Raw genomic sequence first — 25,430 nt, forward strand, 5'->3', positions numbered from 1 at the left:
CTTTAACTATATCTACTGACGTTAACACAGCATAATTGCCACTACGCCATAGACAGGTTATATTCTATACTCTAAGTGGGAGGTTAACCCAGTTACATCGTATAAGATCTAATCTGTATAATGACCACCACACTCTCAATCTATACTATTTATATTCATTTATTGACGCTACTCAAGAATCCAAACATGCCGACAACACCCAACCCAGATGTCCCAAACAGTCCTAAACACCTTGCTCACAACCAAGCCCCTCATAACAAACCGGCGAGTGCGGTTGATCTTCCTGTGAGCGTGTTGGCGGGTGTCGGCAGTAAGATTGAAGGACAATTGGCACAATTGAGTATCGAACGTCTGTTTGACTTATTACTACATCTGCCTCGTGACTATGAAGACCGTAGCCGATTGGTCAACATTCACGACCTACAAGATGGTCAATCCGCCTTAATTGAAGGCCAAGTTACCTATGTCGATAACAAACGTAGTGGCATGACGGTGGTAGTAGAAGACGCCACGGGTGCCATTCAGCTACGCTTTTTTAAAGTGTATGCAGGCTTGGTGCAAACCATGACCTTAGGGACAAGGCTACGACTGTTTGGTGAGGTAAAGTTCAGTCGCTATGGGGTGCAAATTGCACATCCTGAATATACTGTGGTAACGGCTGGCGCTCCTGTTATAAATACGGGTTTGCAACCCATCTATCCGAGTGTCAAAGGTCTTCATCAAAACAAACTGCGTACATTGCTGAAGTTGGCATTACAGACCGTGCATCAACAAGGCTTACCGCTCAGTGTTTTTAAACGCTCAGACTGGGACGCCATTAACCAACTGCCTGCGCCACTACCGACGAACTCCTATGGTATACCGATACCGTCAACATCTAGTCATACTGCTTCGAATACGACCGCCGATACACACGCACCGAGTTGGCAGAATCTTAGCTTATTTGAAGCGTTAACCCTCATTCATACACCGCCGATGCACACCGATATCAGTCTGCAAGTGGCACAACTTGAGCAATTAAAAGAACGTACCCACCCTGCCTGCCAGCGTCTTATCGTTGAAGAATTGACTGCTCATCAGTTAAGCATGCTGTATCGCCGCAAGCAGTTACACCAGCACAAAGCGCCTAAATGTGATGACAACAGTCCCCTTGCAGATAAACTACTTGCCAATCTACCTTTTGACTTAACCAAAGCACAAACCCGAGTGATCAAAGAGATTACCAGCGATATGGCGACCTCTATTCCGATGCTACGTCTGGTACAAGGAGATGTCGGTGCGGGTAAAACGCTCGTTGCCGCATTGGCCGCCTGTTATGCCCTCGATAGTGGTTGGCAAGTGGCAGTCATGGCACCGACAGAAATCCTCGCTGAACAGCATTTAATTAACTTCAAAACTTGGTTTGAACCCTTGGGCATTGGTGTTGGTTGGCTAGCCGGTAAACAAACCGCAAAACAGCGTCGTGAGGCCTTAGCCGATGTGGTAGAAAATGAGGTGCAAATCGTTGTCGGTACCCATGCCTTATTCCAAGAGACCGTGGTATTTGCCAAACTGGGTCTTGCCATTATCGATGAACAGCACCGTTTTGGGGTCGAGCAGCGTATGGCGCTGACCAACAAGGGTGTTGCCGACAGCACCCCGCATCAGCTCATTATGACCGCCACCCCTATTCCGCGTACGCTGGCAATGAGTGCTTATGGCGATATGGATACTTCCATCATTGATGAACTACCCCCTGGTCGTACTCCGATAACCACCGTGACGATTGATCGCAATCGTCGTGACGAAGTGATTGAGCGTATTGCCGCAAACTGCAAAGAGGGCAAGCAAGCGTACTGGGTCTGCCCTTTAGTTGAGGACTCCAGCACCCTTAATGCTCAAGCTGCTGAAGCCACGTTTGCCGACCTAAGCGCACGATTGGACATCCGCATCGGCATGGTGCATGGCAAAATGAAGTCCAAAGAAAAACAGGAAATCATGGCCGCTTTTAAAAATGCCGAGCTGGATTTATTGGTCGCCACGACCGTGATTGAGGTAGGCGTCGATGTGCCCAATGCCTCCTTAATGGTGATTGAAAATGCCGAACGCTTGGGATTGTCACAACTACATCAGCTGCGTGGCCGTGTCGGTCGTGGCTCGACCAAAAGCTTTTGCGTGTTGTTGTACCAAACGCCGTTATCAGAGACGGGCATTGAGCGTTTGAATGTATTGCGTGATAGCAACGACGGCTTTGTGATCGCCCAAAAAGACCTACAACTGCGTGGGCCCGGCGAGTTATTGGGTAAACGTCAAACGGGCAATATTGGCTATTATGTGTCGGATTTGAGCCGTGATGAAAACCTGCTGATGATTGCCAGCCATTTGGCCAAACGTTTAATTAATGATGATACGCGTAAAACTGAGGTCACCCAATTAATTCATCGCTGGATGCCTGAGGCGAGTAAATATACCAATGTTTAGCATATTGTTTAGTATGGGGTTTATTCCGACGCTTAGTCCGGTTTCCAAAAAAAACAGTCATTACTGCCTATTTCAGTTAAAATGAATCGTTGAACAGTTTCAACAAGAAGCACAAACTATTTTCAAAAGGAATCACAAATGATTAACATGAAGGATATTGTCGGCGCGGCCAAAGGCGATGACAACTTAGAAGGCGGTGGTCTGTCTGGTGTTATGGATATGGCAAAAGACTTTGATATGGCTGATATTGAAAAATATAAAAATATGTCAAAAGAAGAATTGCTAGAAGAAGTTAAAAACTCTGAGCACAGCGCCAAAGTGGTTGAATTTATAAAAGGGTTAATCGCTAGCAAATAGCGGCTTGCACTAGCATAACTTAAGGACAACTCTTTAAGATACGCATAACGTATAAAAGTGAAGGTCATTCCTGACGCTTTTATGCGTTTTTTTATGGTCTGAGGAAAGTGTGATCGGTGTTTTAGTAGATTGGTTTCAAGGTACCAAGCCTAATAATTTTAACTGATGATACTCAAGTGCCGAGAACTTAACTCAATCTACAGTTTAAGCATGACTTACAAAAGACTTAATTTATAAATTGATTAGGGTAAAAGGTAACGAGCATTTAATGAAAGGCACTAGTGATAATAGCTTTACAGTTGATAGTTAAGTAATTTTTATTATTTAAAACAATCATCAAACTTTCTCATTAGATCGAAGGTATTGAGATAGCTAACACCCAGTTCTTGACACAGATTTGGAATAATTATTTTTTTAGCTTGATGGGCGTATTTCTCTTCTGTAATAACAGTAGATCCCTCTGTCATCGCTTTTGCAATTAGCCATGGATCTGCTGAATCCAAGAAGTGTTCATTTTTTCTATGCGTTAAATCATAGTTATCATTGCATAAATTAACGATCGTTTTAAAATTCTTCTGACAATCTTCGTCATCAACAGAAATAAAGCAATGGTCATATGATTTTACCCATTGTGCTAAATTATCACCATAACTTTTAATCTCGTCATAGACAGGTCGTATACTACATATATTACCTTTAATCTCATGTTTGAGTAACCAATCCCAAAATAAGGGGCAGAAGTCTAAACCATAGTAGCGTTTATTGGCTTCAACAAAAACATTGGTATCTAAAAGGTAGCTCATAATTGAATGCCTGATTTTTGAGCAAACGATTCAAGCTTACCTGGATTAACCCCTAGTAGGTAACCTGCCTCTCTGAATAACATTTTTCCAGAAAGAGATTCTGAGATAACGGCTTGTGACAGCCGTGAGCTCAATTTTGAGTTTTTAACAATATAGTAACTAGGTCCACCAGAATCTGATTTATTTCTTTTATCGGCTTGATAAGCTTCTCGTAACTTCTTTATGAAATTCTCATATTGCAACTTATCTATATATTTTAGAGTCAATGCTCTTCTCACAATAACATAACGACTGACATGAAAGTGTTTCGCTAAATCGCTCAGAAGCAACTCAATATCCATATGGTCAATGTCTAAACTATGCCATTGATTTTTAAAATCTTCTTTAGGCACAAGAAATTCACCTGCAACAGCATTACAATACTGCTCTATAGGATTAGTTGCCCAAATACTATTATCAGAAATGCCAGACTCCCCTTTCAAAATATGGGCTAATTCATGGATTAAAGTAAACAGTTGGGCATTCAAACTGTCCGCAGTATTAATAAAAATTAATGGCGCCACTTTATCTGCAATAGCAAAACCCCTAAACTCTTCAACATTTAAGGGTCTAGAATGGTGGCCTAAATTACTGTCCTGTATCACCATGATTCCAAGATTTTCGATGGCTTCAATCAGTCGACGATGATAAGTCTTAGCATCGCCACTTCTTTTGACGTTAAGTTTCTCATTTAAAAACTCAACCATTTCATTCACAGTTGATTCGGCAAGTGACTCAACATAGTCGTTGTGTCCAATTCCATACTCTTTTAGATAGTCACGATACCACTCCACCCTTTCTTGATTGATACGTATAATTTCCTTTAGTTCATAACTTGGCTCTGAAATTTCTCTACTTTCTATAGTACGCAAGTCTGGAAGTGGCAGTTTTATCTCTTCGGGCACCCTATCAAGGAATAGAAATCCAAAAGGGGTATTGGTATATTTAGCGAGTAATTTGGCTTTGCCAAAGGCTATCGGAGTAAAACCTTGTTCAATTTCGACTAGTTTTTCTTCATCAATCTTAAGTTTTTTAGATAACTCAGACACAGTTAATCCTGAGCGTTGAATCGCCCAACTGATTATCTTTGGATTAATTAGCGCATGTGCCATATCGTTTAGCTCAAAGTTAACTGTATATCAATTATTATTTTAGCAGTTTGAATGTTTATTATCTTGCAATTCGTACATATACTTTTAGATATAATAAAAATTCTTGTTACTGCTTTCTATAAAAATAGAACTAGAAAGAACTTTAAAAAGGAAGCAAGGTAAGATTTTAGTATTTGCTTGATCCACCTTAAGATGATAAACATTTATTATGAAGTCTTTATTTTATAAAGTCAGCTTATGATCATAAATGTCATTTTTTATTTTACTATACTAAAACCCTAAATATAGTGAGCAAAATGTGTAGCGTGTGGTGTAGCGCAGTATAAGCATTATCTTTTAAGTACTAGCGCCCTTCATAGCGTTGCCGTTTTATAAGACGTTATAATAGGTATAATAGAGAATAAAACCATACTTTTCTCAAACTTATCATTTATCAAACTTATCATTCTCAAGGATGAGCCATGCCATCGCTATCAACGCTACGTAAATTGCGTGACTCAATGACAGACTTCACGCAGTCCAACGCTACCCCACCTAAACCACCAGCAACACCGAAAACTCCGCTTAAACAAAAACTGCCTCAATTACCGCCACTGCCAAATATGCCAAAGCGGGCGCTGGCTAGTGCAAAGCGATTGATGCCGCGCCTGCCCTTTACCAACAAACATCCGCAATATGACATGTTGATTATCGGGGCGGGTGTCTCAGGAATTGATATGGCCTGTCATATTCAGCGCGATAAGATACTCTCAAAGTCTATTAAGACCGGGCGAGTCGCTATTATTGAGAAACGGGCTGCTATAGGTGGGACGTGGGATTTGTTTAAGTATCCAGGGATACGCTCTGACTCTGATATGACGACGTTTGGGTTTGCGCATCGGCCTTGGCTTGGTAAAAAAACGCTGGCCGATGCCGAGTCTATTAAACACTATATTGTAGAGACCGCTGAAGATGTAGGGATCGACTCGCTAATACAGTTTAATACAGAGGTATCCAAAATTGAGTGGTCAAGTAAGCTCAAGTATTGGACGGCAACTGTACTCGATGTTAAAACTGGTAAAACCCAACAGATTACTAGTCGGTTTATCATCGGGGCGACCGGTTATTACGATTATAAAGAAGGCTATCAACCAACGTTTAAGGGACAAGAGTCGTTTAAAGGTCAGATCGTTCATCCGCAGCAGTGGACACATGATATTAACTATAATAATAAGCGGGTGGTGGTGATCGGTAGTGGTGCGACGGCAGTGACTTTGGTGCCTGCGCTACTTGATAAGACGATATCAGCGTCTAATCCCAAGGGCCGTAAAGCGGCGCATGTGACGATGTTACAGCGATCGCCCACATATATTGGAAGTGTACCCAGTGAGGATAACAGCATAACCTTGCTAACAGAGCGCTTTAAACTTAGTTCGGATACAGCCTATAGCCTTGTACGTGGCAAAAACATCTTATTTCAACAAGGGGTGTATAAATTAGCAAAAGTTGCCCCTAAAGTGTTAAAAACCGTGTTAATAAGAGATGCCAAAAAAGCACTAAAAGGAAGCGTTGTTAGCGTTGAGCATTTTAAGCCCGATTATGATCCTTGGGATCAGCGTTTGTGTGCGGTGCCAGATGGCGATCTGTTTAAAGCCATACAAAGCGGGCGAGCTGACATAGTGACGGATTCTATCAAATGCTTTACGCCATCAGGTATTGAACTTGAATCAGGACGCCATTTAGAGGCTGATCTCATAGTAACAGCGACTGGCCTTAAGCTACAAATGCTTGGCGGGGCAAAAGTCTATATAGATGGTGAGCTACGAGAGGTAAGCGAACGCATGACTTATAAAGCAGTCATGGTAGATGGGGCGCCAAACTTAGCCGTATTATTTGGCTATACCAATGCTTCTTGGACTTTAAAAATCGATTTGGCTTGCGGCTATATTACCCGTTTATTGCGCCATATGTACCTTAATGGCTACTCAACTGTGGTGCCAAGCCCCGTGGCTGACGATGGTGAAGTTGCTGTAAAACAACCTGACACAGTAATGGGTTCCTTAACAGCTGGATATATCAAACGAGCTGAAAACGTCCTTCCTAAACAGGGCGACCGCTATCCATGGCTAGTCACTAATAACTATTTAACGGATACTGTTATGCTTAAATATCGCAGAATTGAGGACAAATGGCTAAGATTTGGCAAGTAGCGGTTTAAAGTCGGTAGCGGTTTAAAGTCGGTAGCGGTTTAAAGCAAATGCATAAAATAGGACTTGAAATAAAACATATCGCGCCTTGATCAAAAAGACCCTTAAATAGTTTGCTGAGTGGCAAACGGTATTTAAGGGTCTTTATTTTTTTATGACTGGATGTGTTAGTAGCTTATTGCTTTAGTAGCGTATTGTTAGAAAGATTAGGTTAATTCAGATAACCTATCTAACGACTTTTAACAGCTCTTTAACACCGAGTTTACCAAAGTCATTGGCGGCTAGTGGGCCGTCACCAGAGATTAGTTTTCTATCTTGATGCGTGTGGCCGGTTGCCAGTTTATTAGTAACCGTCATTCCTAAGGCTTCAAGCTTTTCGTTAAAGTACCATGGCATATTACCGGGTAGATAGCCCATCTTAGGCATTTGCTTGTCCATGACATCAGGGAACGCAACAATATCATATCCTTTATAGATGAAGTCGCCATCTGCTTTATTTTCAGAGTCGTTATCAGTAGAATCTGCGGGCGCTAGATCTGCGGCTAATAAAGCGGCTGGACCGTGACAAATTACCATAGTCACAAGCTCTTTTTTATGTCCCCAACGCAGTACTTCCCCTAAGTTTTTATCTTCTGGTAGACCTAACATCGCGCCATGTCCACCGGGTATAAAGATGCCGACATAGTCTTCGCTATCTGCCATGTCGTTTTTAACGAAGTCTGCTAAGCTATTTGGCGACTCAAACTTATCTTTGTATTCTTGATAAATGTTTTTGACGTTGTCATCTTCATTTGGCATTGCCCACGTTTCAATTTCAACAGATTTACCCGTTGGAGTGAACACATCAACTTCAAACCCTGCTTTTTTAAAATGTAACATCGGCACCATCATCTCGATGGGCTGATTACCCGTTGCAAACTTCTTACCATTTTCCATGGTCATATATTTTTGTTCGGTGCAGACCATCATAATCTTTTTGTTGCCACTGTACGGAGCATCAAAAACGGTATTATCGTAATCACTCTTTTTAGGTGCGGCGATTTTGAGTGCCGATTCTGCAGGGATAAATATACCCTCTTCAATTTCTTGTGGCTCAAAGCCTAGTGTCTGCTTAATATTCCCTAGCGTTTCTTTAATATTCATATTGTTTCTTCCTTTAAGATTGTAGATATATAAGTATTTTTTCAATCCCATCCTAAACTTAATAGCTAGCAATATTAATAACTGAATTATCAACAGTACTTTTAGCTCCACTAGTAAACAATACTTAAAAGGGTGGCAAGTCCCCCTTTTTTAAAGGGGGATTTAGGGAGATTTTTACCGAAAATCCATCCCCAACTCTTCCTTTGAAAAAGGAAGGGAGCTAAACCTTTCAAAAGCTACAGTTAATCCTTTAAGTTGAGATTGGCGTGTTTTCAAAATTGCGTTAAATGATAAACCACTGCCAGCTTTTTATTTAAACGGTAAATTCAAACGAATAGTTAAATAATGGAACACATGATGTTTAAACGTTATAGATAAGATTGTTTACAACGTCATGTATGAGCAATAGCGATACCTTATCTAATCAATATCTATTCAATTTAGCAAATTCCTGCGTTATTAAGGTGATGAAAGATTTAACGTTTCGTAAGCTGTGTAGGTTATGCGTATCTCCGGATTAAATTAAGCTTATGAAAAACCCTCTACCAATATAGCAGAGGGTTATGTTTTAGTTGTTATGGCAGGTCGTATGCTACATAGTTTGCACCCTATAATGAGTGTTTGAATATGTATAAAGTGTATTGAAAAATAATAGAATAAGTTGTTTCACGTGAAACAACGTTTAACAATCATTGATATAAAAAATCTAGCAGGTCTGAATAAGCAGGCCAAATTACAAGCCACCCTACCACATTAAGTCGTCTGGAATGACATAGGCGGCGTATGGATCATCTTCAGCGGGTGCGTCCACCGCTTTATCATTCGATTCTACGATAAAGCCTTCCATCTTATCGTTAATCCTGTCCGCCAGTGGCCGTGGTAGTAACGCATAGCCTTCTTCTAAGCGCGCAATACTGACATGACCGGCCACGATTTGGTCAAATAACTTTTGGGTAATATGAATCTTTTTAATTTTTGAGTCATCGACAAAGCGGTACTCAACATCTCCTTGGGTCTCTGTAATCTGATGTTGATTAATCATTTGGATAATATTGGCATAGCGGGTCTTTTCTTCTAACGCTTGCTGCTTTTGTTGATTCAGCTTCTGATCTTTTTCAAACTTTTCTGCTTGTGCTGCTGCCACGGCCTTCTTAACCTCTGCATCAGGATCATTACCCGTACGCTTGGCATGTTGCGTCTGCTTGCTTATCTTTTTGGCCTTTTTGCTGTCAACCAATCCCGCTTTTAATAATTGCGCTTGTAAGGCATTTTTTGCCATATGACTGTCACCTTAGATATTGTATTTAAACACGTGAATCTGAAAATTTCTTATTTTTAGCTCTATTTGTTATAGAGACTACCTTTCCCATACCTCACCGACTCATGGCGCGTAATAGCGTAAAAATATTCGTTAATGAAGTATAAGCTTAACGCTGTCGCAGTTTTAAAATGGTTTCACTATAATATAAAAGCATACCATAAACGGAGAATAACACCATGATGGCATTGTCGTTAAAAGAGATTGAGCCCGTCGCTCAAAAGATGATTCGCCTTGATAATAGTGCTAATGGGCAGGGCGATGTGACGGGAAATGAGACAGACACGCTTCGAGTATTAGTGATTAAAGCGGACATTACCCAGCTTAAGGTAGATGCTATTGTCAATGCTGCCAATTCAAGCTTATTGGGCGGGGGCGGCGTTGACGGTGCGATCCATAGAGCGGCTGGGCGAGAGTTACTTGACTACTGCCGCGGCTTAAGGGGTTGTCCAACCGGTGAGGCCAAAATTAGCCCAGGATTTAACCTGCCAGCTGATTATGTCATACATACCGTAGGACCCGTATGGCATGGCGGCAATGACAATGAACCTAAACTACTGGCAAACTGCTATCGCAACTCATTGACATTAGCACTACAGCATCAAATTAAAAGCATTGCGTTTCCAGCCATCAGTACGGGCGTCTATGGTTACCCTATCAAAGAAGCCACTCAGATAGCGATAAAGACAGTACAGCAGTTTATAGAGACGTCGCTTAAGGACAACACACCGTTGCCAATCACTGATATCATTTTTTGTTGCTTTTCATCAGCAGATGCAGCGGTGTACAAAGCGCTTTTAGACAACAGACCTTAACAACTGAATTATCAACAGTACTTTTAGTTCATCTATTAAAAAATATTGAAAAGGGTTGCAAGTCCCCCTTTTTTAAAGGGGGATTTAGGGGGATTTTTCACGAAAATCCATCCCCAACCCTTCCTTTGAAAAAGGAAGGGAGCTAAACCTTGCAAAAGCTATAGCGTGTACTTTAAGTTAAGATTGACGTAAGGTATGAGGTATGACACTGTTTATTTGGATTTATCGGACTTGTAATGACCAAAATCATAGCGAATTTTTTGATTCTGAATTTCACCGATAAATAAACGGTGGGTATTGGCATACAAATACTTGCTACCTGTCTTTAAGATACCATCTTGTTTAAGGCGTCTAGGATCAAAGGTAAATCCTATCGGTAGCATACGAAACTTAGTGTGACGACTGGCCCGATTCACATAATCACAGTCCTCACACAGTGTGATACTGGCATCAAACCCATTTATCGCCTGATGGATTGATTTAGTTGAAAACAAACACGCACCCACTGCCGTAGGAAACGTAAACTGGGTCAAAAAGATACCCATATTAAAAAGTTGATAACCGAGGGTATAGCGTTTTGGTAGTCCTTTAGGAGATAAATAAACCCCCGCAACATCGAGCTGTCTTGCTTCCTTATAAGCCATCGCTCTTTGTAGAAAATCTGGTGCTAATCGAACATCAGCATCCAAAAATAGCAGATTTTCATAATTAGCAAGTTCGGCGCCAGTATTACGTCCCAAGCAGACCCCTCTGTCCTGCATTTGCTTAATGCGTAAGCTTGGCAAGGCATTGGCATAGTGGCGGGCTATATCACAGGTGTCATCATCACTGTTTGAATCCACTAAAATGACTTCAAAATCGCGATAGGTTTGCTTTACCAAATCGCTAAGAAGTCCGCTAATACGCTCGGCTTCATTTAGAGTAATAATCACAATACTGAGTGAAGACACAAGACAATCCTATAGTGATACCAATGTTGAAAACCACCTATCTTAATCAAACTCGCTTTACCGGCAGTGGGTTTGGTGTCTTTAACAGCTTAGTTTTGATAAGTTAGTTTTGATAGGTTAGTTTTTCTGCATTGATAGTAGACAATGAGCATAATATAGTCAAAGAAGTCTAAAATGGTTACAAGCCAACCGTGTGCAAGTATCAAGTAATACGGGACTAAGCTTAACGAGGTTAACGCCGTAATTGTTTAGTAGTTCGTTGACTATAAATCAGGTCATATGTTTTTAAATATTATTATCACTCATGTTACGTCCTAAATGTGTCAATATGATTATAATGACATAGGATGTTACTGTTAGGGTTGTTTAAGCAGCGTCTATTGGTGGCCAGACTTTACCAGGATTTAAAATATTATTAGGATCAAGCGCCTGTTTGATCGCTTGCATCATTTTGACCGCCTCACCATGTTCATAAGCCATATATTTTTGTTTGCCTTGTCCGATACCATGCTCACCGGTGCAGGTACCATCCATATCAATAGATCGCTTCGCCAAACGTCCCACCAGCTCTTCAGCTGTTTTGATCTCATCAGGGTTATTAGTGTCTACCAGCAGCAGTACATGAAAGTTACCATCACCGACGTGACCGACAATAGGCCCTATCATGCCCGAGGCTTCAATGTCTTTGGCCGTCGCACTGACACACTCCGCCAACCTTGAGATAGGCACGCAGGCATCTGTAGATAAGGCTTTGGCTTCAGGACGTAACGCACAGCTGGCAGGATACGCATTGTGACGGGCATGCCATAACTTTCTTCGCTCATCTTCATTACTGTCCCAAGCAAAGTCAGACCCGCCACATTCCTCCACGATTTGAGAAAAAATCTGCGCTTGCTCTTGTACGCCGGCGTCACTGCCATGGAATTCAACAAATAAAGTAGGCGACTCTTTAAGATTTAGATTTGAATATTGATTGCAGGCTTTGACTTGTAGCGTATCAAGAAGCTCGATACGGGCAATAGGCAAACACATTTGGATTGTTAGCATTGTGGCTTCACAGGCCGCTTCGACAGTTGGGAAGTGACAAATACCACTGCCGATACATTCACTAATACCAAATAATTTTAAGGTCACTTCTGTGACAACCCCTAAGGTCCCCTCAGAGCCTATCATTAATCGGGTTAAGTCATACCCTGCCGCTGATTTTTTGGCACGGGTCCCGGTTTTAATAAGAGTACCGTCAGCGGTGACTACTTCTAGGGCTAGTACCACATCTTTCATAGTGCCATAACGTACCGCATTGGTGCCTGACGCACGGGTTGCGACCATCCCTCCAATAGTGGCATTCGCACCTGGATCTATCGGGAAAAATAAACCGGTATCGCGCAGATAGTGATTGAGCTGCTCACGGGTAACTCCCGGCTGCACGGTCACCGTCAAATCCTCATTATTCACTTGAATAATTTCATTCATTTCACTCATATCAATACATAGCCCTCCATAAGGGGCATTGAGTTGACCTTCTAACGACGAGCCTATACCAAATGCGATAACTGGCATTTGATAGGCGTTACATATCTCCACCGCTTTTGCCACATCATGTTTAGAACGTGCCACAAGAACCGCATCCGCCGGCTGGTTTTGTAGCCATGTCATCGTATGTGCATGCTGCTGACGGTTGGTTAAATTCACACTCAGTTGATCACCAAACTGTTGTTTTAACGAGGCAATAGCATCCTGATAACCCTCTTGCTGCTCTGAACCATTATGAGTATGAGACGCTACTGAATTATCATGAGAATAATCGTCCAAATCTTTTGTTTCTAAATGCTTTACTGTTGTATGATTCATAATATTTTTCCTTATAATTACGTATATCAGATGACGAGGTCAAAATAACGTCCTATAGCGTTAGGGGTGAGGCGTTAATCTACATATTAAGTTGTTATTTTCGTAAGAATTTCTTAGGACTATGTTAATAAAATGGTTTGACTATACTCATCAAGTTTTTTAGAATAAGGCAACCTTTAAAACAATTATCACTATGCTGATATAATCGTGTAACATGATTGTCTTTAATGGCTACGTTGGGTGTATACAAGGACGGTTTAAGAGTAGGTTTTTCTACACTATTTTAGCAGATGGTTTGATCCTCTACCCTTTAGCATACTCCCTAAGAGTTTGCTGCTTATAACATCCCATCGTAGGCTGGTTTATGACAAAGCTTTTGAGCCTCTATTGACTTAACGATTCGTTATCTTATCTTCTACCTCATTTTACTATTATACAAGGACGTAACATGAATAAATCCCTATCTTTCGCCTGCGCCGTTGCTGCGCCAATTCTGTTTAGTCAATCTGCTGCTGCTGAATTTGATTATTTCAAAACAGATGGTAGCTTCAAGCGATTTTCTGTATCAGCAGGTTGGTTACACGCCAGTCCTACGGGTGATGCGACCCCTGTTAAAAATACCACTGCTATCGATGATGGTACCGTGGCTCAAAATGGTAGTATTAAAAAACAAACGGTTTACGATATCGTTGATCCAGAATTAGCGAATAGTCTTGAAAGTACTTTTAGTCTTTTAACTGGCGACTCATTGGACCCTTCACTGTCAGGAAGTTCGACGATCAACGGTTTACAAAACTTTGCGACACCTGGTACAGGTCTTGAGGCTGATGATGTAGATACCGTGGGTCTGTTATTTAATTATTATATTGATGACAACTGGTCTGTAGAAGTTAAAGCAGGTGTCCCTCCTAAAGTAGATATTTTAGGTAAGGGTACTGTTGTGGCTCCCTTTAGTGGTAGTGTTACACCAGGAGTTAATATTATACCTCCATTCGATGTTCAAAAAGACATTGAAATTACCGATCTATCCCAAGGTAGCACTGCTTCCACAGCACGTGCTTGGCTACCGGCTGCAGAAGTCCATTATCAATTTGGTAAGTCAGGGGTTGATAAGTTCCGTCCCTATGTCGGTGCAGGTTTAATGTATGCTTATTTTAATGATATTGAGCTTAACTCTGGTATTGCTAAAGACCTAGTGGCTGCTGGAGATATGATTCAAAATATTAAAAATGATAAAGCTGGGGCTTCTCTTGAAGGTATACCGTCCGATAGTGGAATGGAACTTAAGGTTGAAGCGGACAGTGTTTGGGCACCTATCGTCACCGTCGGTGCGACTTATGACTTCGATGAAAGTTGGTTTGCGGTAGGCTCAGTGTCATACGCTAAGCTTGACAGCGATACTACCATTACGGTGAAAAACGATGATGGCGAGCAATTAATCAAAGCGGTTTCGAATATTGATATAGATCCCTATATTACTTACTTAGGTGTGGGTTACCGCTTCTAGTTTAAGACCCTATATTCTTAATCAAGAGTTAGCACATTATTCGCATCAATAATAAACGCACATTCAACTTCGGATTGAATGTGCGTTTTCTTTGAATTAAACTCAAAAGCGTATTAAACCTGATAGTTAAGCTTAATAGTTTATACTAATAGCTTAAGGTGTACCCTTTTATTTAATACTCATAATTCAATATCAAATCGTTAAATTTACCTTTCAAAGAAGTCAAATCCAAACAAAACAAATCTAACGAAACTAACAGTCGATTCAGTGAGCATAACCGAGCCTAAATACGATAGGTTATTTTACTTGAAAGATATAACTCATAAAGGTGTCACTCCTATTTGGAAACATAAGCCATGACTCAGTCCCCAGAAAGTCCAGAAAAACGCAACAATGAAAGTATCAATAAAAATACTCATATCAATGATTTTGCTACCCAAAAACTACCGCTTCATATCGCCACCTTAAGTCATGTGCGTGCTGGAAAGGCCATGCCTTTCACCCGTGAACAGCTGAGTGCCATTAACAAAACCCCAATCTCTGAACCCACTGCCGTTAACTATATGGGGCTTATCACAGATGAGCAAGCTGACAGACGTCATCATGGTGGTCATTTAAAGGCGGTTCATCAGATGCCATCTGCTACCTATGATAAGCTTAACCAAGCGTTTGGGTTAAAAACTTCGATTGGTTTATTGGGTGAAAACTTAACCACTGTACCCCTGTCTGGTTATGCTGATTTGGCTGAATCAACAGTGTGCATTGGCGATGTCTTTCAGTATGGAGATGCAGAAGACGCGGTTCAGCTGCGTATTGTGCAACCGAGACGGCCATGCTATAAAATTAACGATCAAATAGGCATGCTATCTAGTACTAGCAATAGGAATAAAAATATTGCCTCATGGTTTACTCAACAAGGTATTGCGGGTTGGTATTTTGAGGTGGTTAAAGAAGGTGTTATTCGTCAAGATCTGCCTGTATATTTAATTGAGCGACCCTACCCTTTTGCAAGTTTGGACAAGCTATGGCAACTTGCCAACGCAAAACAAACTATTGACACCGATGTCATTCAGCCTTGGCTTGATATTGACTGTCTTGAAGAAAGTTGGAAAAAAGTACTATCTAAAAAAATAAAATCACAACCGTTAAATTAAGAGGGTTTAATTAAAAAGGTCAAGCAAAAAAAGAGTTGGCATAGAAGCCAACTCTTTTTGATCTAACTATTGTTTAGTTTAAGCGTTCTACACTAAATATAGTTTACTGCACACCAAAATGACGCATCTCTTGAATCTCAACTTCACCCGGTTGAGTGGCAACAAGCTCACCACGCTTATCTTGGATTTTTTGTTGCAGAGTAATCGGTGCCGGCGTTGTACGCATATTAGCTGGCGTTACATTACCTCTATTGACCTGATTGGCTGACCCTTCTCCTTTTAATAAGGGGGCAGTACTAATCGCGTTGACTCGGTTCACACTCTCATTACTATTTGAAGTATTGCTCATGTCATGACTGCGTTTAGTATGTTGATTAATCTCAACACGACCTGGTTGTGTGGCCAATAGCTCACCACGTTTGTCATTTACCTTTTGTTGTAGTGTATTATCAACAGGTTTTTCAAGTTCATTAGCAGGTGTAACATTACCTCGATTTATAACGCCATGATCTACGTCCTGATTTCCAACCTGATAACCTGTCATCCCAGAGCCATTATAAGTAGGACCAGTTGCTGCAACAGCTGTTCCAGATACTGCGAATAAGCTTGCAACTAATGCTGAAAATACTAACGAATTATTATTAAACATCATATGCTTCTCCAAATTAAAATTTATGTTAAAGTGTTAATTAATTAAAAATATCTTATAGATGACCAAGGTAGTCTATATAATACGATCTAGATATAATGATATTAACAATATAATAAAAGCTTAATAGGCTGTTTTTATAAGGGCTTTGTAATATTTTACTTGAGAGTTGTATGTTTATAGGCTGTTTGTAAAGAGAACTGTTATGAAAACGTGAGTGAGTGCCGTCCTTTATAAAGCTTTGTAAATCAAACTGTTAAATCTTTAAAGTTTATAAAACAGCATATTAACGAACCCATAGTGCCATTATTATCTGCAATAATAACTCATTAAAAGAAAGACTTTTTACAAAAATAGCTATTTGAAAAAATTCAATTCTTCTATAGTCAATGAGCTTTAAAATAGAGTCATAGACAGTAAAATAAGGGTAGAGGTAGCCGCGTGCGAATACTATACAAGTAAGCTTCACGAGGTTAACGCCTAAGCTCTTTAACTTGACGATGACAATTACCATGCAACCGAATAAAGGGTCTACCAGGGTAGGCTAAATGAGGTTGGCAAGGTAGCGTTTTATAAATTCAGCAACTATACATCCAAACGAAACCGTTTGTGAGACTAATATGACAAGTTCTTTTGACCCCAATAAACAGACATCAGAGGATGTCAGCACCAAACCATCAGACAGTAAACCATTAGACAATAAGGTTACTGTGCATGACGCCACTTCTCATAGTGAATCTACTAGTGAAGCCCTTAATAAAGCTCACAATGAGAAGGGTAAAGAGGGTGCTGTTGAGTATCCCCCTTACACTGGCAAGCACAAGTCTAAAACCAACTGGTTGTGGATGATACCGTTGCTCTTGGTCACACTTGTGGCCGGACTAGTCGGTGGACAAATGTGGGCAAAAAAACAGCTTGCAGATGCGCAGCTTGCGGATGAAAAGTCAGTGAACCCTCAAGTCGCAACCGCAACCAGCATCACTGAAGTCGATAAGTCTGGGTCTCAAAAGCCTGTATTGACCGTCGAAACTGTCACTCCTACCCAATCTAAAGTAGACAACGACTTAACAGCAGACGGCACTATTAGTCCTGAAAGCACCTCGACCGTCAATGGTAAAGTGAGCGGCTTTGCCATTGATAAAGTATTGGTTAAAGAAGGTGATCAGGTAAAAAAAGGACAAGTTTTGGCAGTGTTTGATACTGCGGCCATGCGTCAACAGCAAATTCAAGCCCAAGCTGAGCTTGCTGAAGCTGAGTCAACCTATAATCTTGCCAGACGGGATGCGGACAGGATATTACCCCTGCTAGATATTGATGCCATTAGCCAACAAGAAGCTGACCGTTATGTGGCCAATGCCAATCAAGCTGCCGCCTCAGTGGCGGCCTCAAAGGCGCGTTTAAATAATCAAAACCTTAATCTTAAAAATGCTCAAGTGACCGCACCCGTCAGTGGGGTAATCAGTGAGAAAAATGCCAATGTGGGTAGTGTCCCAGGTCCCGAACCTTTATTTACCATTATTGAGTCCGGTAAGCTTGAATGGCAAGCGCAAGTAGACCCCAATAAAGTCGGAGACATCAATAGAGGCACTCCTGTTGAGGTGAGTTTGCCCAATAACAAAAGTGTCAAAGGTCAAGTCACACGCATATCGCCAACGGCAGAGGATGGTAGCCGTCAAATCACTATTTATGCGTCCCTTGCACCCCATCCTAATGCCCGCGCAGGTATGTATCAGCGTGGGACGTTTAAGCTAGGTAGTGAACAAAAAGTCACTATCCCTGTCAGTGCCGTGGTCACCCAAGATGGCTATGATTATGTGATGCAAGTAAAAGCGGTAAAAGATGCCAACCGCAATACTATCTACCGGGTTAAACAGGTCAAAGTTAAACTTGGCGAGCGGCAGGGAGATCGCGTGGTATTGCTTGAGCCGCTCTCAGGTGACGGCAATATTGTGCGTCAAGGGGGTAGCTTCTTAAGTGATGGCGATATCGTTCGTATTTCTGAAACAACGCCAAAACCAACTACCTAACCCAAACCTATGCAACGACAAGCTCTAAGATAATGGTAAAGCCGTAAGCTAATGTTGACCCTATTCTCCGCAGGAAGCACTTTATGAGCCTTAATGTCTCAGCCTACTCCATCAGAAACCCTTTGGTTGCCATATTACTATTTATACTGCTAACACTAGGCGGTATCTATGGTTTTATGCAAATGAAGGTACAGCAATTCCCTGATATTGACTTCCCTGCTGTGGTCGTTACGGTAACACTGCCGGGCGCTGCGCCAAGTCAGTTAGAGAATGATGTGGCAAAAAAGATTGAAAATAAAATTGCCAGTATCGAAGGGGTTAAACACATCAACTCAACCTTGCAGACTGGCGCTGCTACCATCTCGACTGAATTTGTCTTAGAAAAAGACATACAAGAAGCCGTCGACGATGTTCGCTCCGCTGTGGGCGAAGTACGCGGTGAGTTACCGGCAGCAGCAAATGATCCTATTATCAATAAACGCACTACCGCAGGACTTCCTGTCGCTACCTACTCTGTCTCTGCAGAAGGCGTAAGCGGGGTCGATCTCTCTTGGTTTGTCGATGATGTGATTAGTAAGCGTTTGTCAGATATCAAAGGAGTCGGTGCGGTTAGTCGTGTGGGTGGTCTTGATAGAGAGATTACGGTTGCCGTAGAGCCTGAAAACTTAACTGCGTTACAAATCCCTATTGCCCAGCTTTCCCAACAAATTGCCAGTATACAGCAGGATACTTCAGGTGGTGAGGCTGAAGTGGGCGGTAATACTCAGACCATACGAGTACTTGGCGGTGTTGATAACGCACGTGAGCTTAATGAGCTGCAAATTGCGGTGCCAACAGGAGGCACGCAAAGCTTAGGGTCAATCGCCCAAATTACCGACAGCTTTGCCGATCCAAACTCTGTGGCTCAATTAAACGGTGACACAGTAGTGGCGTTTAATGTCACCCGTAGCCGCGGTGCCAGTGAAGTAGACGTGGTTGAAAAAGTCGATGCTGAACTTGCCAAACTACAACAAGAGCTCCCTAACTACACCATTACTAAAGTATTTGATCGTGCCACGCCTGTTGCAGATGATTATCATGCTTCCTTAAAGATGCTTATTGAAGGCGGTATACTGGCAGTGCTGGTGGTGTTTTTGTTCCTCCGTAATGTCCGTGCAACTATCGTGGCTGCCGTTGCCCTACCTCTCTCCGTTATCCCTACCTTTTTAGCGATGTACTTGTTCGATTTTAGTTTAAATATTATCAGCTTACTGGCGTTGTCATTAGTTATTGGGGTATTGGTGGATGATGCGATTGTCGAAGTCGAAAACATCATGCGCCACCTTAGGATGGGAAAAACGCCTTACGAGGCGGCGATGGAAGCTGCTGATGAAATTGGTCTGGCGGTAGTGGCGACCACCTTTACCCTCATTGCTGTATTTTTACCGACGGCCTTTATGAGTGGAGTGGTAGGACAGTTTTTCCGTCAATTTGGCTGGACAGCGGCCATTGCCATCTTTGCATCGCTACTGGTGGCACGTTTGGTTACCCCAATGATGGCTGCTTATATTTTAAAACCCGAAGACAATTATGTTGAAAAAGACAGTTGGCTCATGCGTCAATATCTTAAAACAGTAAGCTGGACGATACGCCATCGTTGGTTAACCTTTACCGTGACTCTAGTGCTGTTTATGGCATCCTTAACCTTAGTTAAGTTATTGCCGACGGCCTTTATCCCTGATAATGATATTAACCAAACGCGCGTAGGTATCGAGCTGACGCCAGATGCCAGTTTGGAAGATACCGCTCGCATTACTGCTTTGGCACGTGAACGGGTGATGCAGGTTGATGGTGTCACCGATGTGCTGAGTGTGGTGGGCGACCCTCAAGCGGCCAGTATGGATTCACGCTCAAATCAGAGCGCTGCAAAGAACCAAGCCAGTCTAGATATTATTTTAGCGCCTAGAAGTGAGCGTATTGGCAAAACCCAAATTGAACGTCAAATCACCGATGTTCTTACAGATGTACCAAGTGCACGTTTTGATGTCGGCTTATCGAGTGGCGGCGAAACGGGCTATAGTTTTTCTTTGACCAGTGCTAGCCCTGAGATATTGGAGCAAACCGTTCAGCAAGTCATGACTGAGATACGGTCTCTACCTAACGCTGGTAACGTAACCAGTAACCGTAGCCTACCTATGCAAGAGTTGTCCGTATTGCCTGATAGAGTTGCTTTAGCAGACCGCGGTGTTACCACTCAAGGCATTGCAGATACGCTACGCATTGCGACACTTGGCGACTATGAGCAGCGCTTATCTAAGCTAAATCTAGATACCCGACAAGTCCCCATAGTGGTGCGATTAACGGACGAGGCTAAGGATAACGTCAGTCAGCTGAGTGACCTATATGTACCGACAAGTCGGGCTGGTACATCCCCTGCCCGTATCAGTGAGGTTGCTGATTTATCATTTGGTACGGGTCCTTCACAGATTCGTCGTTTTGACCGTGAACGCGCCATTAAAATAAGTGTGCAACCTGGATCTGGAGAGCTTGGGGAGCTTATTAGTGCCGTTAAATCGATCCCATCATTACAGCCTGATAGCCTGCCTAGTAGCATTACTGTGATAGATCAAGGGCAAGCGGAGAGTATGGCGGAGCTCATGAGTGGCTTTGTTATCGCCATGCTAGTAGGGATCATCTGTATTTTTGGGGTATTGATGCTGTTATTCGGCAAGGTACTACAGCCCTTTACCATCCTAATGGCTTTACCGCTGTCTATTGGTGGTGCCTTTGTCGGCTTGGTACTGACCAATAGCAGCTTATCGATGCCATCGATGATTGGTTTTATTATGCTGATGGGTATTGCCACCAAAAACTCTATCTTGTTAGTGGATTATGCAATCATAGCAGAGCAAGACTTGGGGTTGAACCGTTTTGATGCCTTGATCGACGCGTGTCATAAGCGTGCTCAGCCTATTATTATGACCACAGTCGCTATGGGTGCAGGGATGTTGCCACTAGTGTTTGGTTGGGGGTCGGCAGATCCTACCTTCCGTCAACCGATGGCCGCCGCTGTATTGGGTGGACTGGTCACATCAACACTCCTTAGCTTAATTGTGATCCCTATGGTCTATACCTTTATGGACGATATCTCAAAACAATTACGCAAATGGTTTCGTCCGAATGGACCTGCAAATACAACCGCTTAGAGGCTGTAAATTGGTCTCACTGCTGGATAAATATATCATGCGATTAGCGTGCTATAAGATAAAGGTGTCATCTGGTAAATATTTTATCCGACAAGCGTCTTATGACGTAAAAACAAGCTCATGCTGAGGTAATTAACCTTTAAGATTTTAGCTTGAGTTTTCACTTTTAGGTTTTATGACTCGATAATGCAATATGACATATAACCGCAACTTTTATAATAAGGCACCTTTATGATGCACCTCTCTAAATCGGTTTATTTTTATCCTTTGACGTGTCTCTTATTGATGGGAGGCACAGTGAGTACTGTGCAAGCCGCCACTTACGACATTGACCCTACTCATGCCAATGTTCGCTTTGCTATCGATCACTTCGAGACATCGACCAATACTGGTGGTTTTTATAACTTAACGGGCGAAATAGAATATGACCCCAAGCAGCAGCTTGGTAAAGTTTCTATTGTCATCCCTTTAGACAGTATCAATACTGGCAATAGTGAGTTTGATGAGCACCTTAAAGGCAGTGACTTTTTTGATGTGGCACGTTTTCCGACGGCAACGTTTGAGTCTACCCAATGGCATTTCGGAGAGCAGCCGTCTTTTTTTAGCAAGATATTGGGTTCAAATACCAGTCAGAATGCTCTTGCCGTCACCCGTGTCGATGGTAATTTGACGTTGCATGGTGAAACCCATCCAGTCAGCCTTGAAGCCACCAAGTTCAACTGTTATCTCAGTCCTGTTCTTAAAAAATCAGTGTGTGGCGGTGATTTTACGACCGTTATCGACCGCACCCAATGGGGCATTAGTAAATACGTGTTACTGGGCATGACGAAAGATGTGGTACTCAATATTCAAATTGAAGCGGCCAAAAGATAATAGATTGATTGGTGCTGATTAGTGCCAAAGAACCAAACCCAACAAACTGATTTGCTGGGTTTCGCAAGCGGGGCGCCACTCTACTTTTTCGATATCTCATAACTTGTTCAATCGAATTGGTTCAGGGTCTGTTGAACATTATTGAGGCGGCGGGGCATAGCCACTATCTGCAGGATAAGCTTGCGGCTGCTGATAAGGTTTAGGACGAGGTTTAGAAGGATCGTAAAGCTCGTACACAACGGTGCCAATAATACCGGTGTTTTGTATGGAGCCCGAAGGGGTATTAGCGGCATAAGCACTTTCAGGCTTACTAAAAATAAAAGACGCTACCGCACTTTGACTTTTACGAAAGCCTTCAATGACTAAATCATCGTGTGGATATAACACATAGCCTCCATTATAACGACTGGCCGTGCTACCATCTAACACATCAATACCATCCACACTCGCCACTATTTCATAAATATGGTCACTATTATTATGATATGTTAGACGATAGGCCTGACCCGCTCTACCTTGCAAATAATAATTGCCAGCATCACGATAAATAGGCAGTCGTCCTCTGTCGCTCTCTACTGAGAAGTCAACCTTTCCTGCGACGAGTGACATACTATTTAAAGCCCTACCTGAGTAATTTTTATCAGCATAACTCACCTGAATACTTTCAATTGGTTCGCTACCCACACGTCGCAAATCAACTTCAGTCACCTCTGAGTCAACCTCATCACCCCACTGCGTACCTAGACGCTCTGACTCGGCTGCGACCTGTGCTGGCGCAGGCTCAATCACTATTACGGGCGTAGGGGCAACCTCAGTTTCAGAAGTCGAACGAGTCGCATCTTGCATATTTTCTTGTGACGAACATCCTGATACTAAGGCCAGTATGGCTATACTTGAAACGGTTACCCATTGAGACTGCTGAAGCTTCATAATCATTTCTCTTATCGTTTATTAAAGGTTGTATTTTGAGTATAACTTAACAACATTCATAATAAAACCTTAATTAACCCGTCGCTTACTGAAGGTTAAGAACTATTTATGACTAAAATTAAAAACTAACCTATCAAGGAAGGCACGTCCAAAATCAATCAATCAAACGCGACAATATAGTAGGTTTAATGAGTCTGACCGAGCTCGAGTCTGAAAAGGATAGGTTGTTTTATTGAAACGGGATACTATTTGAATCTATAAATAGTCGTATGATATAACAACCATTAATTGACAATACACGACAGAATAACTGAGACCTAACCATGACCACACCTAGCGACATCGATATTGCTCAACAAGCAACCTTAAAACCCATCATTGATATTGCTGAGAAAATCGGTCTATCTGCCGAGCAGATTGAACCTTATGGCCACTATAAAGCAAAAATTAACCCAAATGATGTATTTAACAGGCCGGCCAAATCGCAAAACGGTAAGTTAATTTTAGTCACCGCCATCAACCCGACCCCAGCAGGAGAAGGGAAAACGACGGTTACTATTGGCTTAGCAGATGCCCTGAACCGTGTGTTTGCACAGAAAAACAACGGGCAAACAGCCATCATAGCACTACGTGAACCTTCACTCGGTCCCGTATTCGGCATTAAAGGTGGGGCAGCCGGTGGTGGGTATGCGCAAGTTCTGCCCATGGAAGATATCAACTTGCATTTTACAGGCGATTTACACGCCATTGGGGTTGCTAATAATCTGCTGGCTGCTATGGTAGATAACCATATTTACCAAGGTAATACGCTAAATATCGACCCAAAACAGGTAGTCTGGCGACGAGCAGTGGATATGAACGATCGTCAGTTACGCACTATTATTAGCGGTATCGGCAAGACCTCAGATGGGGTAATGCGCGAAGATGGTTTTGATATCACGGTTGCCTCAGAGGTGATGGCTATCTTTTGTCTCGCCACCGATTTAGCTGACTTAAAGCGTCGCCTTGGTGAGATACTCGTCGCTTATACCAAAGACAAACAACCTATCTATGCCAAAGATCTTAACGCTCACAGTGCTATGGCTGCCCTATTAAAAGATGCGATCAAACCCAATTTAGTGCAAACCATTGAAGGTACGCCTGCCATCTTGCATGGTGGCCCATTTGCCAATATTGCTCATGGGTGTAACTCAGTGATTGCCACCCGTACCGCTCTACATTTGGCCGATTATACGCTGACCGAAGCAGGCTTTGGGGCTGACCTTGGAGCAGAAAAGTTTTGTGATATTAAGTGTCGTCTGTCAGGCTTAACCCCTGATGCTGCGGTCATAGTCGCTACCATTCGTGCGTTAAAATATAATGGCGAAGCCGCTAAAGACACCCTCACAACTGAAAACTTACCCGCCCTTGAGCAAGGTCTGCCTAACTTGACCAAGCATATTGAAAATTTGAAAGAGATATTTGGCTTGCCTGTAGTCGTGGCGATTAATCAGTTTGATAGTGATACCGATGCTGAAATAGATATGGTGCGTAAAGCCTGCAAACGTCTAAAAGTAGAGGTGGCACTGACTCAGGTATGGGCAAAAGGCGGTGCAGGCGGTGAGACGTTAGCCAATACCTTAATTGAGTTAATTGAAGACCATGATGCTGAGCCAAGTCAGTTTAAGTTTGCATACGATACGGATAAGCCTATTACCGATAAGATTCGTCAAGTGGCACAGCGGGTATATGGTGCCAATGATATTGACTTGAGCAGTACCGCCCTCGCTAAGATTCGCCGTCTCGAGGCTTTAGGCTTAGATAAACTGCCTATTTGTATTGCCAAGACTCAATATTCTTTAAGTGATAATGCCAAGCTACTCGGGCGTCCCACTGGCTTTAATATTCACGTTCGGGATGTCACTGTATCAAATGGTGCAGGTTTTATTGTGGTGATATGTGGACCGATTATGAAAATGCCAGGATTGCCCAAGCGCCCTTCTGCAGAAAATATCGACGTAGATGATAACGGTAACATAACAGGGCTGTTCTAAAACCTGCTACCATATAATATGCTTATAGTCAAAGAAGT

Annotated in this window: 18 protein-coding genes; 10 read left to right on the top strand and 8 right to left on the bottom strand. The window is 42.3% G+C overall.

Translation table 11 applies throughout. The features are described 5' to 3' along the window. Positions 1-186: 186 nt before the first annotated feature. Together recG and AC2SLT_RS00420 are read left to right on the top strand one after the other, a co-directional pair. Positions 187-2,460, top strand: a complete 2,274-nt coding sequence (recG, locus tag AC2SLT_RS00415; protein WP_486545649.1) for an ATP-dependent DNA helicase RecG — start codon at positions 187-189, stop codon at positions 2,458-2,460. A gap of 138 nt (positions 2,461-2,598) precedes the next feature. Next, entirely contained in the window at positions 2,599-2,817 is a 219-nt protein-coding gene (locus AC2SLT_RS00420; RefSeq protein ID WP_486545261.1) for a hypothetical protein, read from the top strand. Positions 2,818-3,137: 320 nt separating this feature from the next. Here the strand turns inward: AC2SLT_RS00420 and AC2SLT_RS00425 are convergent, their stop codons facing one another. Together AC2SLT_RS00425 and AC2SLT_RS00430 are read right to left on the bottom strand one after the other, a co-directional pair. Beyond that, complete coding sequence (locus AC2SLT_RS00425; RefSeq protein ID WP_486545263.1) at positions 3,138-3,620, bottom strand: DUF4411 family protein; 483 nt, start codon at positions 3,618-3,620, stop codon at positions 3,138-3,140. Then, positions 3,617-4,771: an ImmA/IrrE family metallo-endopeptidase gene (locus AC2SLT_RS00430; protein WP_486545264.1), complete on the bottom strand. Its 1,155-nt coding sequence runs from the start codon at positions 4,769-4,771 to the stop codon at positions 3,617-3,619. The genes AC2SLT_RS00425 and AC2SLT_RS00430 overlap by 4 nt, the downstream gene beginning before the upstream one ends. A gap of 638 nt (positions 4,772-5,409) precedes the next feature. On the opposite strand from AC2SLT_RS00430, the gene AC2SLT_RS00435 reads away from it, so the two are divergent. After that, the gene (locus AC2SLT_RS00435; protein ID WP_486545651.1) at positions 5,410-6,960 is read left to right on the top strand and encodes a flavin-containing monooxygenase; all 1,551 of its coding nucleotides are present in this window, start codon (positions 5,410-5,412) and stop codon (positions 6,958-6,960) included. A gap of 222 nt (positions 6,961-7,182) precedes the next feature. On the opposite strand, the gene AC2SLT_RS00440 is transcribed toward AC2SLT_RS00435, so the two are convergent. Together AC2SLT_RS00440 and AC2SLT_RS00445 are read right to left on the bottom strand one after the other, a co-directional pair. Beyond that, positions 7,183-8,100: a DJ-1/PfpI family protein gene (locus AC2SLT_RS00440; protein WP_486545266.1), complete on the bottom strand. Its 918-nt coding sequence runs from the start codon at positions 8,098-8,100 to the stop codon at positions 7,183-7,185. Between the two features lie 745 nt (positions 8,101-8,845). Continuing rightward, positions 8,846-9,379 (bottom strand): DUF2058 domain-containing protein, encoded by a 534-nt coding sequence (locus AC2SLT_RS00445; RefSeq protein WP_486545268.1) that lies wholly within the window; start codon positions 9,377-9,379, stop codon positions 8,846-8,848. Positions 9,380-9,597: 218 nt separating this feature from the next. Between AC2SLT_RS00445 and AC2SLT_RS00450 the strand changes: the two genes are divergently transcribed. Beyond that, positions 9,598-10,233, top strand: a complete 636-nt coding sequence (locus tag AC2SLT_RS00450; protein ID WP_486545270.1) for an O-acetyl-ADP-ribose deacetylase — start codon at positions 9,598-9,600, stop codon at positions 10,231-10,233. 212 nt (positions 10,234-10,445) lie between these two features. Here the strand turns inward: AC2SLT_RS00450 and AC2SLT_RS00455 are convergent, their stop codons facing one another. Continuing rightward, entirely contained in the window at positions 10,446-11,183 is a 738-nt protein-coding gene (locus tag AC2SLT_RS00455; RefSeq protein WP_486545272.1) for a glycosyltransferase family 2 protein, read from the bottom strand. A gap of 366 nt (positions 11,184-11,549) precedes the next feature. Then, a complete protein-coding gene (locus AC2SLT_RS00460; RefSeq protein ID WP_486545273.1) occupies positions 11,550-13,034 on the bottom strand; it encodes an FAD-binding oxidoreductase in 1,485 nt (494 codons plus the stop codon). Positions 13,035-13,482: 448 nt separating this feature from the next. Between AC2SLT_RS00460 and AC2SLT_RS00465 the strand changes: the two genes are divergently transcribed. Further along, positions 13,483-14,541 carry an OmpW/AlkL family protein gene (locus AC2SLT_RS00465; RefSeq protein WP_486545274.1) on the top strand — a complete coding sequence of 353 codons (1,059 nt, stop codon included), beginning with the start codon at positions 13,483-13,485 and terminating at the stop codon, positions 14,539-14,541. A gap of 356 nt (positions 14,542-14,897) precedes the next feature. Continuing rightward, entirely contained in the window at positions 14,898-15,695 is a 798-nt protein-coding gene (locus AC2SLT_RS00470; RefSeq protein WP_486545275.1) for an MOSC domain-containing protein, read from the top strand. 103 nt (positions 15,696-15,798) lie between these two features. Here the strand turns inward: AC2SLT_RS00470 and AC2SLT_RS00475 are convergent, their stop codons facing one another. After that, positions 15,799-16,347, bottom strand: a complete 549-nt coding sequence (locus tag AC2SLT_RS00475) for a hypothetical protein (RefSeq protein ID WP_486545277.1) — start codon at positions 16,345-16,347, stop codon at positions 15,799-15,801. A 617-nt stretch (positions 16,348-16,964) separates the two neighbouring features. Here AC2SLT_RS00475 and AC2SLT_RS00480 point away from each other — a divergent pair. From AC2SLT_RS00480 to AC2SLT_RS00490, 3 genes are all read left to right on the top strand, one after another. After that, complete coding sequence (locus AC2SLT_RS00480) at positions 16,965-18,371, top strand: efflux RND transporter periplasmic adaptor subunit (RefSeq protein ID WP_486545278.1); 1,407 nt, start codon at positions 16,965-16,967, stop codon at positions 18,369-18,371. An 83-nt stretch (positions 18,372-18,454) separates the two neighbouring features. After that, the gene (locus AC2SLT_RS00485; protein ID WP_486545280.1) at positions 18,455-21,556 is read left to right on the top strand and encodes an efflux RND transporter permease subunit; all 3,102 of its coding nucleotides are present in this window, start codon (positions 18,455-18,457) and stop codon (positions 21,554-21,556) included. Between the two features lie 231 nt (positions 21,557-21,787). Further along, entirely contained in the window at positions 21,788-22,429 is a 642-nt protein-coding gene (locus tag AC2SLT_RS00490; protein WP_486545282.1) for a YceI family protein, read from the top strand. Between the two features lie 138 nt (positions 22,430-22,567). On the opposite strand, the gene AC2SLT_RS00495 is transcribed toward AC2SLT_RS00490, so the two are convergent. Then, positions 22,568-23,359 carry a hypothetical protein gene (locus AC2SLT_RS00495; protein WP_486545284.1) on the bottom strand — a complete coding sequence of 264 codons (792 nt, stop codon included), beginning with the start codon at positions 23,357-23,359 and terminating at the stop codon, positions 22,568-22,570. Between the two features lie 323 nt (positions 23,360-23,682). On the opposite strand from AC2SLT_RS00495, the gene AC2SLT_RS00500 reads away from it, so the two are divergent. After that, complete coding sequence (locus AC2SLT_RS00500; protein WP_486545286.1) at positions 23,683-25,392, top strand: formate--tetrahydrofolate ligase; 1,710 nt, start codon at positions 23,683-23,685, stop codon at positions 25,390-25,392. Positions 25,393-25,430 lie beyond the last annotated feature (38 nt).

The sequence above is a fragment of the Psychrobacter sp. CX18 genome (assembly GCF_057396215.1).